Origin of the sequence: Hephaestia caeni (assembly GCF_003550065.1) — a bacterium.
GTDB classification, from domain to species: Bacteria; Pseudomonadota; Alphaproteobacteria; order Sphingomonadales; family Sphingomonadaceae; genus Sphingomonas; species Sphingomonas caeni_A.
This window is the reverse complement of the sequence record NZ_QXDC01000002.1, coordinates 1,693,834-1,708,225: the sequence shown is the minus strand read 5'-3', so window position 1 is coordinate 1,708,225 and position 14,392 is coordinate 1,693,834. Positions and strand designations below refer to the sequence as shown.

At 67.4% G+C, this 14,392-nt stretch carries 18 protein-coding genes; 11 read left to right on the top strand and 7 right to left on the bottom strand.

Translation table 11 applies throughout. The features are described from left to right. Positions 1-27: 27 nt before the first annotated feature. Together tatB and tatC are read left to right on the top strand one after the other, a co-directional pair. The gene (gene tatB, locus DFR49_RS07900; RefSeq protein ID WP_119035063.1) at positions 28-450 is read left to right on the top strand and encodes a Sec-independent protein translocase protein TatB; all 423 of its coding nucleotides are present in this window, start codon (positions 28-30) and stop codon (positions 448-450) included. Continuing rightward, positions 447-1,250 (top strand): twin-arginine translocase subunit TatC, encoded by an 804-nt coding sequence (tatC, locus tag DFR49_RS07895; RefSeq protein ID WP_425454921.1) that lies wholly within the window; start codon positions 447-449, stop codon positions 1,248-1,250. The genes tatB and tatC overlap by 4 nt, the downstream gene beginning before the upstream one ends. A 189-nt stretch (positions 1,251-1,439) precedes the next feature. Here tatC and DFR49_RS07890 read toward each other — a convergent pair whose 3' ends face one another. The 3 genes from DFR49_RS07890 to DFR49_RS21940 all read right to left on the bottom strand — a co-directional run bounded on the left by DFR49_RS07890 (position 1,440) and on the right by DFR49_RS21940 (position 3,675). Then, positions 1,440-1,574, bottom strand: coding sequence for an entericidin A/B family lipoprotein (locus DFR49_RS07890; protein WP_119035062.1), 135 nt, complete (start codon positions 1,572-1,574; stop codon positions 1,440-1,442). 323 nt (positions 1,575-1,897) lie between these two features. Then, on the bottom strand, positions 1,898-3,487 hold the full coding sequence (locus DFR49_RS07885) for a sensor histidine kinase (RefSeq protein ID WP_119035061.1): 1,590 nt from the start codon (positions 3,485-3,487) through the stop codon (positions 1,898-1,900). 11 nt (positions 3,488-3,498) lie between these two features. Next, a complete protein-coding gene (locus tag DFR49_RS21940; RefSeq protein WP_170150959.1) occupies positions 3,499-3,675 on the bottom strand; it encodes a NepR family anti-sigma factor in 177 nt (58 codons plus the stop codon). 248 nt (positions 3,676-3,923) lie between these two features. Between DFR49_RS21940 and DFR49_RS07880 the strand changes: the two genes are divergently transcribed. The 3 genes from DFR49_RS07880 (at position 3,924) to DFR49_RS07875 (ending at position 5,651) form a co-directional block, all read left to right on the top strand. Then, complete coding sequence (locus DFR49_RS07880; RefSeq protein ID WP_119035060.1) at positions 3,924-4,727, top strand: response regulator; 804 nt, start codon at positions 3,924-3,926, stop codon at positions 4,725-4,727. A 50-nt stretch (positions 4,728-4,777) separates the two neighbouring features. Further along, entirely contained in the window at positions 4,778-4,915 is a 138-nt protein-coding gene (locus DFR49_RS21935; protein WP_170150958.1) for a hypothetical protein, read from the top strand. A gap of 100 nt (positions 4,916-5,015) precedes the next feature. Beyond that, positions 5,016-5,651, top strand: coding sequence for a sigma-70 family RNA polymerase sigma factor (locus DFR49_RS07875; RefSeq protein ID WP_119035059.1), 636 nt, complete (start codon positions 5,016-5,018; stop codon positions 5,649-5,651). A 43-nt stretch (positions 5,652-5,694) separates the two neighbouring features. On the opposite strand, the gene DFR49_RS21930 is transcribed toward DFR49_RS07875, so the two are convergent. After that, positions 5,695-5,835 (bottom strand): hypothetical protein, encoded by a 141-nt coding sequence (locus tag DFR49_RS21930; RefSeq protein WP_170150957.1) that lies wholly within the window; start codon positions 5,833-5,835, stop codon positions 5,695-5,697. 131 nt (positions 5,836-5,966) lie between these two features. Here DFR49_RS21930 and DFR49_RS07865 point away from each other — a divergent pair, with 131 nt between their 5' ends. The 6 genes from DFR49_RS07865 (at position 5,967) to xth (ending at position 12,535) form a co-directional block, all read left to right on the top strand. Next, complete coding sequence (locus tag DFR49_RS07865) at positions 5,967-8,642, top strand: bifunctional [glutamine synthetase] adenylyltransferase/[glutamine synthetase]-adenylyl-L-tyrosine phosphorylase (RefSeq protein ID WP_119035057.1); 2,676 nt, start codon at positions 5,967-5,969, stop codon at positions 8,640-8,642. Next, positions 8,639-9,112, top strand: coding sequence for a peroxiredoxin (locus DFR49_RS07860; RefSeq protein WP_119035056.1), 474 nt, complete (start codon positions 8,639-8,641; stop codon positions 9,110-9,112). Before DFR49_RS07865 ends, DFR49_RS07860 begins: the two co-directional genes overlap by 4 nt. Then, entirely contained in the window at positions 9,109-9,906 is a 798-nt protein-coding gene (locus DFR49_RS07855; RefSeq protein WP_119035055.1) for a ferritin-like domain-containing protein, read from the top strand. The genes DFR49_RS07860 and DFR49_RS07855 overlap by 4 nt, the downstream gene beginning before the upstream one ends. 108 nt (positions 9,907-10,014) lie before the next feature. Further along, complete coding sequence (locus DFR49_RS07850; RefSeq protein ID WP_119035054.1) at positions 10,015-11,184, top strand: M23 family metallopeptidase; 1,170 nt, start codon at positions 10,015-10,017, stop codon at positions 11,182-11,184. Between the two features lie 197 nt (positions 11,185-11,381). After that, positions 11,382-11,717, top strand: coding sequence for an iron-sulfur cluster insertion protein ErpA (gene erpA / locus DFR49_RS07845; protein WP_119035053.1), 336 nt, complete (start codon positions 11,382-11,384; stop codon positions 11,715-11,717). 47 nt (positions 11,718-11,764) lie between these two features. Next, the gene (xth, locus tag DFR49_RS07840; RefSeq protein ID WP_119035052.1) at positions 11,765-12,535 is read left to right on the top strand and encodes an exodeoxyribonuclease III; all 771 of its coding nucleotides are present in this window, start codon (positions 11,765-11,767) and stop codon (positions 12,533-12,535) included. 162 nt (positions 12,536-12,697) lie between these two features. Here xth and DFR49_RS07835 read toward each other — a convergent pair whose 3' ends face one another. The 3 genes from DFR49_RS07835 to DFR49_RS07825 are packed head-to-tail and all read right to left on the bottom strand — an operon-like array spanning position 12,698 to position 14,315. Further along, on the bottom strand, positions 12,698-13,153 hold the full coding sequence (locus DFR49_RS07835) for a cytidine deaminase (protein WP_119035051.1): 456 nt from the start codon (positions 13,151-13,153) through the stop codon (positions 12,698-12,700). Further along, a complete protein-coding gene (locus tag DFR49_RS07830; protein WP_119035050.1) occupies positions 13,150-13,833 on the bottom strand; it encodes a GH25 family lysozyme in 684 nt (227 codons plus the stop codon). Before DFR49_RS07830 ends, DFR49_RS07835 begins: the two co-directional genes overlap by 4 nt. Further along, positions 13,833-14,315, bottom strand: a complete 483-nt coding sequence (locus tag DFR49_RS07825; RefSeq protein ID WP_119035049.1) for a UPF0262 family protein — start codon at positions 14,313-14,315, stop codon at positions 13,833-13,835. The genes DFR49_RS07830 and DFR49_RS07825 overlap by 1 nt, the downstream gene beginning before the upstream one ends. Between the last annotated feature and the right edge of the window lie 77 nt (positions 14,316-14,392).

Below are 14,392 nucleotides of genomic sequence, written 5' to 3'. Positions count from 1 at the left end.
GGCGCGCGGACTAGCCAGGCTCGCTGAATGTTCGATGTCGCGCCCACCGAATTGCTGTTGGTCGCGTTCGTCGCGATCATCGTCATCGGCCCCAAGGATCTGCCGAAGGCGATGCGCTTCGTCGGCCATTGGGTCGGGCGGGCGCGCGGTGTCGCGCGCCAGTTCCGCTCAGGCTTCGACGCGATGGTGCGCGAGGCCGAACTCGAGGAAATGGAAAAGCGCTGGAAGGAAGAGAATGAGCGCATCATGCGCGAACATCCGTCGCCCGACCCCGCCTTGCCGGCGCCCGACACGACCGAGGGTTCCGGCGACGATCCTGCCGGGGCCGGGGAAGGCAGGACCGGCGGGGATGGAGCCGGCGAGGAGGATGGTGCGCCGGTGATGGTCGAGAAGCCGCTCGTCCACCCGAGCGAGGACGATGCGACGCCCGCCGATAAGGCCGCGCAGTGAGTACCGAATCCGTGACCGATGAGCCGCTGAGCGACGAGGACGAACTGGAAGATTCGCGCGCGCCGTTGCTCGATCATTTGATCGAGCTGCGCCGGCGGCTGCTCTATTGTATCGCCGCGCTGATCGTTACCTTCGGTGTGTGTTTCTATTTTTCCGAAGCGATTTTCGGCTTCCTGCTCCAGCCGCTGCTCAAGGCGGGGCAAGGCAAGGTGATCTACACCCAGATTTTCGAGGCGTTCTTCGTTCAGGTGAAGGTGGGGTTCTTCGCCGCGATGATGGTGTCGTTCCCGGTGATCGCCAACCAATTGTGGCAGTTCGTGGCGCCGGGGCTCTATCGCAAGGAAAAGCGCGCGCTGCTGCCGTTTTTGCTGGCGACGCCGGTGCTGTTCATCGCGGGTGCGGCGCTGGCCTATTTCATCGCGGTGCCGATCGCGCTCCATTTCCTGCTGAGCTTCCAAGGCGATGTCGGCGGCGTCCAGCGCGAGGCGTTGCCGGCGGTGGGCAATTACCTGTCGTTCATCATGCAGTTCCTGTTCGCGTTCGGGCTCGCTTTCCTGCTGCCGGTGCTGCTGATGTTGCTCGAACGCGCGGGGATCGTGACGCGCAAGCAACTGGTGAGCGCGCGGCGCTATGCGATCGTGGGCGCCTTCGCGGTGTCGGCGGTGCTGACGCCGCCCGACGTCGGATCGCAACTGTTGCTCGCGGTGCCGCTGTGCGGGCTCTACGAACTCGGGCTGATCGGGATCTGGTTCACCGAACGGCGGCGCAAGCGCGAAAAAGAAGCCGAGTCGGCGGCCTGATTTTTTGATCCGCTCACGCGGACGCGTCACCGGCCCGCTGATTTTTTGATCCACTAACGTGGATAGCGGCGCCGGCCCGCTCCCCCACCCGGCCACCCACAGGATCATGCTGGATGGGTGGCCGGGTGGGGGAGCGGGCCGGCGCCGCTATCGGGTTCGGCGACGCCGAACCCGATTCGAGCAAATGGCTTATTTGGCGTCGTTGGCGGTGCCGGCGACGGTATCGCCGGCCGAGGACACGTCCTTGCCCATGCCTTCGACGGTATTGCACGCGCTTACCATGAACATCGTGGCCAAAAACGCGAGCCCAGCGATCTTACGCATATCAGTCTCTCCTGACCCCAAGGGCACCAACGCCCTCTGCGACCAAAAAAGCGCGGCACGGCGAGAATCGTTCCATCATGCCAACGGAATAGTCCGTCGCCCGGTCGACGCGATACGATGTTGGCGGGGGCCTTGATGCAATTCGGGCTCGGACATGGCTACCGGGGGGAGGTGCATGTCCGAGCCCATTGACTTGGATAGCGAGAGCGGGGGGGGGCATATAGTCACTATCCGAAGTGTAGAACGCCCACCCCATCGCCCGGTTCCCCGCGTGACGCATTATTTTTTATCGGCGCTTTCATCTGCCTGGAACGAGGCGATTTTCAATCGCGGCCCAGGATCGCGATCGAGATTTCGAACGCCCCCGACATCTCTTCATGGTGGAGTTGCGAGCGCAACTGGCGCGACAGGCCTTCGAGCACGCGGCCGTAGCGCTCGTCGATCGCGGCCTGGAGTGCGTCGCAGGCGATCAGCGCGGGGGAACTGACGCGCAAGATCGCGCGGCCCTCGGCGTCGTCGTCGGCGCGCGCGGAGATGCGGATCTGCGCGTCGGGCATGCACAGCATCGCCAGTTCGACGATCTCGGTGATGATGAAGGCGACGGCGATCGCGGCGTCCTGGCCGATCAGGAACGGCTCGACATCGAGCACGATCCCCATGCGCGCCGATTCGTCGGGGGCGGTAGCGCGGATATTCGACGCCAGCTCGCCGATCACCGATCGCAGGCTGAGTCCGCGATTCTCCTCCATCTCGGCGAAATGGTTGCGGTGGACGACCGCGAGCGCATCGACGCGCCGCTGGATCGAGGCATAAGCGGTGACGACCTCCGCCGAGCGCGCGCCGCGGGCGTGGAAATTGATCAGGCTGGAGATGACCTGAAGGTTGTTCTTGACGCGATGATGCACCTCGCGCGTGAGCTTGGTCTGGCGGATCAGCCCTTCGGCGAGATCGGCTTCATGCAGCGCCACGGTGCGGCTGATGGTGCGGAAGGCTTCGCCGAGTTCGCGAATCTCCTGCGAGGGGATCGAGCGGATCACGTCCATGTCGATCGTCTCGCCGGGCCGGTAGGCCGAGACGTTCGCGCGCAGCCGCCGCAGCGGATAGACCATCAACCGATCGACGACGAGCCAGGTGATCCCCGCGGCCGCGATCCACATCACGATCGGCAGCAGCATCGCGATCAGCAGCGGCGAGGAAATCGGCGCGTTGCGCACCGACATTTGCAGGAACAGGTCGCCGATCCCGATTGAGGCCCGCACCCGCTCACGCCGGTCGAGCGGACCGCGCTGGGCGAGGTCCTGAAGCACCAGCGCGGGGCCGCCGTGATCGAGCGCGGCGGCATAAGGCGGGGTGAACCCCGTCGGCCGCCCGATCGATGCGAGCATCCCGGTCGGAAAGAAGGCGCTCGCGGTCGTCGTCCCGCTGGTGCCCGCCATCGACATCACGAGCCCGCGATCGGGGATGATGCGGGTCGAGATCGGCCCCGCGGCGGCGGGGGCGGCGATCGCGAGATCCTCGCCGAGATTGCTGCCGCACAGCACGCGGCCCAACCGGTCGACGATCATGAAGCGCCCGCCCGCGGCGAGCTGCTGCGCGAACACGCCCTGCGCGCGCGCGCAACTGGGCGCGTCGCCCGAATCGGTGTCGAGCGCGTTGAGCGCGACGCGCAGCGCGGTCATGTCGCCGATCAGTTCGATGCCGAGCGCGCGCGCGCTTTCCGCCGCTGCGACGCGCAATTGCGCGCGCACTTCCTCGTCGGCGGTGCGATTCGTCTGAAGCGTGGCGACGACGGCGATGATCGCCAGCGGCAGCAGCGCCGCGCTCAGGATCAGGAAGAGCTTGGCGCCGGTCGGCAATCCGGCGAGACGCGACGCGACGGCGAAGCGTTCGCGCCCGTCTCTGGAAGCGCGCATTGCCCCGGAGTTTATCCCAGTTTGGCCAGCAGGTCGAGCATCTCGGACGGAATCTCTTCGTCGATCGTGCGCCGATAAACCGAGCGCAGTGCCGCGCCCATATCCTGTTTCTTCGTCTGCACCCTGGATTTCGATACCGGCTTGTCCGGTTTTCCTTTCGGCGCGCTACGGTCCGAACCCAACGTCATCCCCCTCAGGCTGCCGGCGCCATGCCGGCCCAATCATTGATCAATGTGAATCATGACGAACACAACGAACACGACGACGCCGTCATGGTATGCACGCGGAAAACCATTGAAACCAAAAACGGCCTCGTTGGTTCCCGAACAGGCGCAAGTTTCATACCTATATCATCAACCGCGCGTTCGAAACCGATTGCATTGGGGGGTGGTCACTCCCACAACAGCAATGCTTTTGCTAGGAGATTCCGCAGATCATGTCGCTTGGACAGCAACTCGCACCGCATCTTCCCTTTCTGCGGCGCTACGCCCGTGCGCTCACGGGCAGCCAGAGCCACGGTGACAAATATGTCCGCGCCACGCTTGAGGCGATCGTCGCGGCCCCCGAGCAGTTCCCGCAAGAGGTCGATCCGCGGCTCGGGCTCTATCGCACCTTCCAGGCGATCTGGGGCTCGGCCAATATGGATGACGGCGCCGCCGATACGGCCGGCGAGGGTGACGCCGCCGAGGCCGTGGCGCGCGCGCGACTGGCCCGGATGACTCCGCGATCCCGGCAGGCGCTGCTGCTGACCGCGATGGAGGGCTTCACCCCCGAAGACACCGCCTATCTGGTCGATGTCGACGCCGACGAGGTGGAAACGCTGGTGGGCGAGGCGCTTACCGAGATCGAGAAGCAGACGCGCGCGCGCGTGCTGATCATCGAGGACGAGCCGATCATCGCGATGGATATCGAAACGATCGTCCGCGATCTCGGCCACGACGTGACCGGCGTTGCGGTGACGCGCGACGAAGCGGTGGCGCTGGCGATGGAGGACCGGCCGGGGCTGGTGCTCGCCGACATCCAGCTTGCCGACGACAGTTCGGGGATCGACGCGGTGAAGGACATCCTGAGCGAATTCGCGGTGCCGGTGATCTTCATCACTGCCTTTCCCGAGCGACTGCTCACCGGCGAACGGCCCGAGCCGACCTTCCTCATCACCAAGCCGTTCCAGCGATCGACCGTCAAGGCGGCGATCAGCCAGGCGCTGTTCTTCGACCAGGCGACCGTGCCGGCGGGATAATCTTGCCGAACCGGTACGGAGCCTAAACGAGTTTCGGGAGTTGGTGGTGCATGGCTGACGAAAACGACCACATCCATCTCGACGGTGAAGAAGCGCGTGCGGGGGCCACGCCGCACGTGACGCGCTACGTCCTCGGCATCTCGCTGGTGCTGTTGATCGTGATCTACGCCTGGATCGTGCTCGCCTGACCGCGCATCCCGCCTGGCACGTGCCGCTGGCATTCGCTGCGGCATCATCCTACCCTTCATCGCCGGATCACCGGCGGCGCACCGCAACGAACGGACCTAGATGACTGATTCCGACAAGCGTGAGCCAAAACCGGGGGAGGGCGAGCATGTCGCGCTGTCCGATCCCGAGTTCAAGGACCAGCTTGCGTTGGTGATCCCGCATCTGCGGGCCTTCGGGCGGTCGCTGTCGGGCAATCGCGACGTTGCCGACGATCTGGTGCAGGAAACGCTGATGAAGGCCTGGGCGGCGCGCAAGCGTTTCCAGGCCGGCACCAACATGCGCGCCTGGACGTTCATCATCCTGCGCAACCTCTATCTCTCGCAGATGCGCCGCGCGCGCTTCAAGGGCGAATGGGACGATCTCGTTGCCGATCGCATCCTTGCCGCCCCCGCGAGCCAGGACCGGCATGTCGAGCTGGGCGACATGCAGCGCGCGCTGCTGCACCTGCCCCAGCCGCAGCGTGAGGCGCTTATCCTCGTCGGCGCGGGCGGATTCGCTTACGAGGAAGCGGCGGAGATTTGCGGGGTCGCGGTCGGCACGATCAAGAGCCGGGTCGCACGCGGCCGGGTCGCACTCGAGACGATCCTCACCGACGGATCGCTGTCGTCGCGCCGCGATTATGAAAATGTGGGCGGCCGGAGCGCGCTCGACACGATCATGGGGGAGGTCGACGATCTCAGCCGCGATCGCGGCTGAGACTCGGCAAGAGCGGCGGTTGGAGTGGTGGCGAGATCGGCGGTCAGGCAGGCCGGTTGTGGGCGCCGCCGCATTCGAGCGCGCGCAGCAATGCCTTCATATCGGCCGGAAGATTGCCCGCCTCGGTGCCGAACGCATTGCGCAACGCATCACCGACGCCGTCGCCCGCGCGCGGCCGTCGCACAGGCAATCCTCGCGAAACGATCGGCTTGCGATTAAGGGCGGCCATCTTGGTCATGATGATAAAAACGGTCAAATCGACCGTTGGTTTCTTGGTTTTTCTTGGAAATCGGCCAAATGGGCGCGGAGTGTGGCATGAAGGCATCGCCAGCGATCGTCGACGCCGTCGGCCGGGCGCGCACGCACGCGCCCTTTCTATCGCTGCTGCTCGATCGTGAGCCGGCGCTGGCGGCGATCCTCGGCGAGGGCGGGTGGCCGGGGCTGGAGGCCGCACGGGCCGAGGATGACGGCCAGCCGGTGGGGACGCGGCTGCGGATCGCGCGGCGCCGGCTCGCGCTGCTGGTCGCGATCGGCGACCTCGCCGGACACTTCGATCTTTCGGCGGTTACCGGCGCGCTGACGGGCTTTGCCGATCACGCGCTCGACCTCGCGATCCGGACCGCGATCGCCGAGCGCACCCCCGGCGCCGAGCCGGTTGGCTTCGCCGCGATCGCGCTCGGCAAACAGGGCAGCCACGAACTCAATTATTCGTCGGACATCGATCCGATCCTGCTGTTCGACCCCGAGACGTTGCCGCACCGCGCGCGCGAGGAACCGGGCGAGGCGGCGGTGCGGATCGCGCGGCGCGCGCTCGAACTGCTCCAGGCGCGCGACGCCGACGGCTATGTGCTGCGCGTCGACCTCAGGCTGCGGCCGTCGCCCGAGGCGACGCCGATCGCGCTGCCGATCGGGGCGGCGCTGAGCTATTACGAATCGCAGGCGCTGGCGTGGGAACGTGCCGCCTTCATCCGTGCACGCGCCTGCGCCGGGGATATCGTGCTCGGCGAGCGCTTCCTCGACGGCGTGCGCCCGTTCGTGTGGCGCCGCGCGCTCGATTTCGGAGCGATCGGCGAGATCATGGCAATCTCGCGTCGCATCCGCGATCACCATGCGCAGGGCCAAGCGTTCGGCCCCGGTTACGATCTCAAGCGTGGGCGCGGGGGGATTCGCGAGTGCGAATTCTTCGCGCAGATCCATCAATTGATCCACGGTGGCCGCGATCCCGCGCTGCGCGTGCCCGCGACGCGCGATGCGCTCGCAGCGCTCGCCGGGGCGGGCCGGATCGGTGCCGACCAGGCGCGGGCGCTGATCGATTCCTACACGCTGTTCCGCACGATCGAACACCGCGTCCAGATGGTCGATGATCGCCAGACGCACAGCCTGCCCACCGGCGACGCGCTGGACCGCGTCGCGCGGCTGCATGGGCTGCCCGATGGCGAGGCGCTGCTCGATCTGCTGCGGCCGCATGTCGAGGCGACCGCGCGCATCTACGATACGCTCGAAGCCGATGACGACCGGGTGATTTCGCGCGATCCGGCGCGGGTCGCCGAGCGGCTCGGCGCGTTGGGCTATCCCGATCCGCCCGAGGCGGCGGCGCGGATCGAGCGCTGGCGGGCGGGCACCTATCCGGCGTTGCGCAGCCCGGCGGCGCGCAAGGCGCTGGAGGACGTGCTCGGCGGGCTGGTCGAGGCGCTGGGCGAGGCGCCCGACGCCAATGCGGCGCTGGCGCGGCTCGACACGATCCTGTCGCGGCTGTCGAGCGCGATCAATTTCTTCCGGTTGCTCGAAGCGCAGCCCGCGCTGGCGCGGTTGCTGGGCGCGATCCTGTGCCACGCGCCGCCGCTTGCCGAGGCGTTGGGGCGCCGCCCCGAATTGTTCGACGGGCTGCTCGATGCGTCCGCGCTCGATCCGCTGCCCGACGTGCCCGCGCTCGCTGCCGAGATGACCGCGCGCGAGGCCGGCGACGATTATCAGGTGCTGCTCGATCGGATCCGGCGCGTGGTCGGCGAACGGCGTTTCGCGCTCGGGACGCAGATCGTGGCGGGGGTGAGCGATCCGATCGAGGTGTCGGCGGGGTATGCGCGCGTCGCCGAGGCGGCGATCGAGGTCGGGGCGGCCGCCACCGTCGCCGAATTCGTCGCGCGCCACGGCCGTGTGCCCGACAGCGAACTCGTCATCCTCTCACTCGGGCGGTTGGGTGGCGCGGCGTTGACGCACGCGTCCGACCTCGATCTGATCTATGTCTTCACCGGCGATTATGCCGCCGAATCGGATGGCCCCAAGCCGCTCGGCGCGGTTCATTATTATAACCGGCTGGCGCAGCGCGTGTCGGGGGCGCTGTCGGTGCCGACCGCGGCGGGGCCGCTCTACGAGATCGACACGCGGCTGCGGCCATCGGGCAACCAGGGGCCGCTCACGGTCTCGCTCGATGGCTTCGCGCGCTACCAGCGCGAGAGCGCGTGGACGTGGGAGCATATGGCGCTGACGCGGGTGCGGCCGGTGTTCGGATCGCAGGGCGCGCGCGCGGCGGTGATGGCGGTGGTCGCCGACGTGCTGGCGGGCGACCGGCCGCCGCGCGACATCGTCGCCGACGCAAAGGCGATGCGCGACGACATGGCCGCGCACAAGCCGCCGGCCGGGCCGCTCGATGCCAAGCTGCTGCCCGGCGGGCTGGTCGATCTCGAATTCGCGGTCCATGTACAGCAACTCGTCCATCGCACCGGGTTCGATCCGCATCTCGGGCGCGCGATCGATGCGCTGGCGGCGGCCGGGCTGATGCCGCCGGCGATGCGCGCCGCGCACGATTTCCTCTCGCGCCTGCTCGTGACGACGCGGCTGCTTTCGCCCGACGCGCAGCCGCCGGCGCCGGCCACGCGGGCGCTGATCACGCGCACGCTGCGGCTCGATAGCTGGGACGCGGTGGTTGCGACACTCGACGCGACACGGCAGGAGGTACGCTCCTGCTGGCAACAGATCATTGGAGACGCCTGATGGCCCTCGACCCCGGCGCGCAGATTCCTGACGTCACGCTGACGATGCCCGATGGCGGGCCGGTGCGCTTGCGCAATTTCGTCGGCGCGCCCTTCGTCCTCTATTTCTACCCCAAGGACGATACCAGCGGCTGCACGCGCGAGGCGCAGGAATTCAGCGCGCGGCTCGATGCGTTCAAAGAGGCGGGCGCGGTTCTTCTCGGCGTGTCGAAAGATAAGCCTGCAAAGCACCAGAAATTCATCGAAAAATATGATCTGGCGGTGCCGCTGGCGTCCGACGAGGAAGGGGTGGCGCTGGCGGCGTTCGGCACCTGGGTTGAGAAGTCGATGTACGGCCGCACCTATATGGGAATCGATCGCTCGACCTTCCTGTTCGACGCCGACGGCAAGCTGGTGCGCGCGTGGCGCAAGGTGCGCGTGCCGGGGCATGTCGAGGAAGTGCTGGAAGCGGTGCGCGCGCTGGCGCGATGACGCAGTCGATCGCGCACGCCGCGCGGGCGGTGCTGTTGACCGCCGATCCCGCGGCCAAGGTACGGGTCGCGCGCGCGACGGCGCGGGCATGGCGGCTGGGGCGGGTGCGCCACGATTTCGATGCGCCGATGCCCGCGATGCCGGCGCGGCCCGCCGAGCCCGAATTGCTGCCGCCAAACCGGATGCCCAAGCGCGGCCGCGGCGGCTCCGAACGCGGGCGGATCGCGCTGCTCCACGCGCTGGCGCATATCGAATTCGTCGCGATCGATCTCGCGTTCGACATGGCGGGGCGGTTCGGTGGCGGATTGCCGCGCAGCTTCGTCGACGACTGGATCGGGGTGGGCGCCGACGAGGCGATGCATTTCGCGCTGCTCGACCGGCGGCTGCGGGCGCTGGGCAGCCGGTACGGCGCGCTGCCCGCGCATGACGGTTTGTGGGATGCGGCGCGCGAGACGGCGCACGACGTGCTGGCGCGGCTGGCGGTGGTGCCGATGGTGCTCGAGGCGCGCGGGCTCGACGTGACTCCGGCGACGGTCGATCGCTTTCGCGCCGCCGGCGACGAGGCGAGCGCACGCATCCTCGAACGCATCGTGCGCGACGAGATCCGGCACGTCGCGGCGGGCACAAGATGGTTCGAATCGGGATGCGCGGAAAATCGATTCGCTCCCGAAACGCACTGGCAAATGCTTGTGGCGCGACACTTTCGCGGGTCGCTGAAGCCGCCGTTCAACGACTCGGCGCGCAGTGCTGCCGGTCTGACGCGAGATTATTATCTGCCTATTGCGGATTTATAGCGCTATCGCCCACAACTCGCCGTTGTTCACGGCAGGGCGGGGATACCGGTCGGAACGAAGGAGCGGGTGCATCTCACCGCAGCCGCAACACACGGTCGCCGGGGAATAATGAACACGATCTCGATTTCGTCCAACGCGGGCTGGCGCGCCAGGTTCCGGACTTTTTTCACCACACGCGATTTTATCCTGCACGACGGGCGCGATCTGCGCCGGTTCAGCATCGGCGGCAAGACGCAGGCGGCGCTCGCCTCGGTGCTCGCCGTGACGCTGGGCTTTTCGGCTTATGGGGTCGCACAGGCGGGGATGTCGGCGGCGACCGCGGCGGGGCTCGGTGATCCGACCTCGCCCGAGGAGCGGGTCGCCGCGCTTCAGGCCGAACTCGCCGAGGTGAAGACCGCGGCGAAGGCGCATGTCGGCAAGGTCGAGCAGCGCCAGGATCTGATCGCGGCGGTGCTCGCCGGCAGGTCGAGCCCCGAGGAGATCGAGGCCGCGATGGCGGACAACGAGGAGCTTGCGGTGCTGACGCCCGAGCTTCGCGCCTCGCTCGGCCGCGTCGAGCAGCGCCAGGCGGCGCTCGCGGCGAAAGCGCAGGAGGTCGCCGAGCTGCGCTACAAGACGACCGCTGCCAAGCTTCGCAAGCTCGGCCTCAATCCGCAGCGCTTCACCCCCAGGGCAGAGGGCATGGGCGGGCCGTACGAACCGATCGACGGCAAGGCCGCGACCGCCGAGGCGCGATCGGATGCGCAGTTCCGGTCGCTGTTCATGACGTGGAAGAAGCTCGATTCGCTCGAACATGGCGTGATCGCGATTCCCTCGGTCCACCCGATCAGCGCCGATCTTCGCTATTCCAGCACCTTCGGGGTGCGCAGCGACCCCTTCCGCGGCAGCGCGGCGATGCACGCCGGTGTCGATATTCCCGGCCCGATCGGCACGCCGATCTATGCGACCGCCGACGGCATCGTCGAGCGCGCGGGGCGTGCCGGCGGCTACGGCAATCTGGTCGAGATCGATCACGGCAAGGGCATCGAGACGCGCTACGGCCACCTGTCCAAGATCCTCGTCCAGCCGAACCAGCGCGTGAAGCGTGGGCAGGTCGTGGCGCTGATGGGATCGACCGGGCGCTCGACTGGCAGCCATCTGCACTATGAGGTCCGCATCGACGGCCGCGCCGTCAACCCGATCCCCTTCCTCCAGACCGCCGATTACCTGACGGCGTTGCAGGACAAATCGGTGCAGGCAGTGCCGACGCTGGCGAGCGCCGTCGAGGTCGAAGACTGAGGATCGTTTTTGAGGAATCGCGAAAGGGCGATTTCAGAAGCGGCACCAGCCCGCTCCCCCGCCCGGCCACCCATAGAATACTGCCGTTGGGTGGCCGGGCGGGGGAGCGGGCTGATGCCGTAATGCGCCAAGAGGTGCATCGCAAACCAACCCCGGGATCGGTTGCCGATCGCCCCGCGGCGCCCTATCTCCGGGGTATGACCAACGCATCCGATATCGCGCTCACCCCCGCCGCTGCGGCGCGCGTCGCCGCGATCGCCGAACGGCAGGGCAAGCCGGCGATCCTCAGGCTTTCGGTCGAGGGCGGCGGCTGTTCGGGCTTTCAATACCGGTTCGGGCTGGCCGAGGGGATCGACGACGACGATATCCGCGTGGATACTGACGGCGCGACGCTGGTGGTCGATTCGATCAGCCTTGATCTGGTGCGCGGCTGCTCGGTCGATTTCGTCGATTCGCTGGGGGGCACGGCTTTTCGTGTCGAGAATCCCAACGCGGCGAGCGGGTGCGGCTGCGGCACCAGTTTCGCGGTTTGAGTTTTTGATCGCCGCACCTGGCCGGTGCGGCCAACGGGGCAAAAACCTTGAAGCTGGTCACCTATAACGTCAACGGCATCAAGGCGCGGCTGCCGCGGCTGCTCGAGTATCTGGCCGAGCAGAAGCCCGACATCGTCTGCCTCCAGGAATTGAAATCGAGCGACGAGACCTTTCCCGAGGCCGATATTCGCGGCGCCGGCTATGGGGCGGTGTGGCACGGGCAGAAGGGGTTCAACGGTGTCGCGGTGCTCGCGAAGGGCATGGATCCGGTCGAGCGCCAGCGCGGCCTCGCGGGCGATCCCGAGGATGCGCATAGCCGCTATCTCGAGGTCGATGTCGACGGATTGACGGTCGCGTCGATCTATCTGCCCAACGGCAATCCGCAGCCCGGCCCCAAATTCGACTACAAGCTCAAATGGATCGATCGGTTGCGTGATCGCGCGCGGGCGCTGCTCGCCGAGGAACGGCCGGCGGTGCTGGCGGGCGATTACAACGTCATCCCCAATGACGACGATACCTATTCGGTCAGCGCTATGCAGGACGACGCGCTGATGCAGCCCGAAAGCCGCGCGGGTTATCGCGCGCTGGTGGCTGAGGGGTGGACCGACGCGCTCAGGACGCGGCATCCGGGCGGCGGGGTGTGGACCTTCTGGGATTATCAGGCGGGCGCGTGGCAGCGCGACGCCGGCTTCCGCATCGATCACTTGCTGCTGAGCCCACAGGCGGCGGACCGCCTGAGCGATGCCGGGGTCGACAAGGAATATCGCGGCCGCGAGAAAGCGAGCGATCACGCGCCGACCTGGGTCCGGCTGCGGTAGCGCTGATCGAGCATCTTACCTGAAGGCCATCGTCATGCCGGACGTGTTCCGGCATCCAACTATCCACGAGCGTCGGCTTTCGAGGCACGTTGGACCCCGGAACAAGTCCGGGGTGACGGAACGCAGGTTTCGAGCGCGGTGTAACGGACGCGCGGCTCGGCGTTAGCGCGGTGCGCGACCGATCCCGAGGTCGGCAGGGCCGAAGGCGTGAGGAAGCAGATCCGACAATTTGTGCGTCTCGATCACGTCGCCGGTCATGCCGGCGCAATGGACGAGCACGTCGCGGCCGCCCATCTGCGCGGCTTCGTTGAGGATCTGGCGGCAGCGGCCGCACGGACGGATCGGTGCCTCGCCGGTCGCGCCGCCTTCGCCGATGACGCCGCCGACCACGCCGATTTCGACCACGTCGGCGAGCCGCCCTTGGGCGTTGGCGCTCGCCAGCGCGACCGTCTCGGCGCACAGCGACAGGCCGTAGCTCGCATTCTCGAAATTGGCGCCGGTGATGATGCTGCCGTCGGTGAGGCGCAGCGCCGCGCCGACCGCGAAGCGCGAATAGGGCGCGTGGGCGTGGCCCGCGGCGGCGCGCGCTGCGGCGATCAGCATGTCGATGTCGCTCATGGCGCCACCACGTCCCAGGCGACCGGCCCTTCCACGCCTTCGACCCGGCGGATGTCGGATGCCTGCCAGACGCGCCAAGGACGGGTGGCGTAATCGGGAGCGAAGAAATTGCGCGCGCTCCAGATCGGGCGCGCGAACGAGCGGGCGGGCTGATAGGCCTTGGCGACCGCCTTGGAAATCTTGAGCAGCATCGGCTCGCCTGTATGCGTTTCGGCGATGCGAAGGAAGGTTTCGAACGCGGCGATCGCGGTGGCGCGATCGGGGCGGGTCGCGCATTCGTCGGTAAAGGCGATGTCGAGCACCGCCGGCAGCGCGTCGGCGCTGCGCGGCACGGTGGTGACGAAGGCGTTGGCCTGCGCGCGCGCGGGCGTGCAGAACGACCAGCGATGGATCGCGCCGCGGCGTAGCCCCGCCGCGGCGGCGCCGCGCCAGTTGGCGGCGAAGCGCGGATCGCGCACCGCGCCGTCGGTCGCGCGGACATAGGCGAAATCGGCATCGCGCGCGGCGACGGTGTTCCACGCGATCTCGCCTTGTGCCGCCGAGACGTGGAGCCCCTGGATCGGGTAGGTCGCCGGGTTGGGGCGCCAGTGGATCGCCTTGGTCCACAGCGCGGCGGCGCCGATCGCCAGCACGATCACCACCATGCCGATGACCCCAACTCGGCTTTTGAGCACGCGCATCACCCCCTGATGTGCAGCACGCACAGCAACGTGAACAGCCGCCGCGCGGTATCGAAATCGACCCCGATCTTGCCGTCGAGCCGCTCCCGGAGCAGTTCGGCGGCCTCGTTGTGGATCGCGCGGCGGGCCATGTCCACCGTCTCGATCTGCTGCGGGGTCGCGGCACGGATCGCCTGGTAATAACTGTCGCAGATCGCGAAATAATCGCGGATTGGGCGCTTGAAGCGACCAAGCGCGATGACGTGCGTTTCGAGATGGCTGCGATCCTCGCGATCTATCTTGAGCGCAAGACGCCCTTCCTCGACCGCGAGCGTGAGCCGATAGGGGCCGGCATAGCCGTCAACCTGCGGTCGCTGCGGCGCGAAATGATTGCCTTCGAGCAGATCGTAGATCGCGATCCGGCGCTCCTGTTCGACATCCGCGCTGCGCCACAGAATGGTACGCTCGTCGAGTTGCACGTCGATGATCCGGGGATCGGCCATGCTGTCGCCTATCGGCGAGCGGACGAGGGGAATCAATCGGTTCCACATTATCCACAGCATGGCGCCGTCATCTCGGC

Coding starts and splice junctions, on each gene's coding strand:
- DFR49_RS07875 (WP_119035059.1), top strand. CDS start 5,016: ATGACTGATTCCGACAAGCGTGAGCCAAAACCGGGGGAGGGCGAGCAT.
- DFR49_RS07855 (WP_119035055.1), top strand. CDS start 9,109: ATGACGCAGTCGATCGCGCACGCCGCGCGGGCGGTGCTGTTGACCGCC.
- DFR49_RS07880 (WP_119035060.1), top strand. CDS start 3,924: ATGTCGCTTGGACAGCAACTCGCACCGCATCTTCCCTTTCTGCGGCGC.
- tatB (WP_119035063.1), top strand. CDS start 28: ATGTTCGATGTCGCGCCCACCGAATTGCTGTTGGTCGCGTTCGTCGCG.
- DFR49_RS07830 (WP_119035050.1), bottom strand. CDS start 13,833: ATGCGCGTGCTCAAAAGCCGAGTTGGGGTCATCGGCATGGTGGTGATC.
- DFR49_RS21935 (WP_170150958.1), top strand. CDS start 4,778: ATGGCTGACGAAAACGACCACATCCATCTCGACGGTGAAGAAGCGCGT.
- DFR49_RS07835 (WP_119035051.1), bottom strand. CDS start 13,153: ATGAGCGACATCGACATGCTGATCGCCGCAGCGCGCGCCGCCGCGGGC.
- DFR49_RS21940 (WP_170150959.1), bottom strand. CDS start 3,675: ATGACGTTGGGTTCGGACCGTAGCGCGCCGAAAGGAAAACCGGACAAG.
- DFR49_RS07825 (WP_119035049.1), bottom strand. CDS start 14,315: ATGGCCGATCCCCGGATCATCGACGTGCAACTCGACGAGCGTACCATT.
- DFR49_RS07885 (WP_119035061.1), bottom strand. CDS start 3,487: ATGCGCGCTTCCAGAGACGGGCGCGAACGCTTCGCCGTCGCGTCGCGT.
- erpA (WP_119035053.1), top strand. CDS start 11,382: ATGACCAACGCATCCGATATCGCGCTCACCCCCGCCGCTGCGGCGCGC.
- DFR49_RS07850 (WP_119035054.1), top strand. CDS start 10,015: ATGAACACGATCTCGATTTCGTCCAACGCGGGCTGGCGCGCCAGGTTC.
- DFR49_RS07890 (WP_119035062.1), bottom strand. CDS start 1,574: ATGCGTAAGATCGCTGGGCTCGCGTTTTTGGCCACGATGTTCATGGTA.
- DFR49_RS07865 (WP_119035057.1), top strand. CDS start 5,967: ATGAAGGCATCGCCAGCGATCGTCGACGCCGTCGGCCGGGCGCGCACG.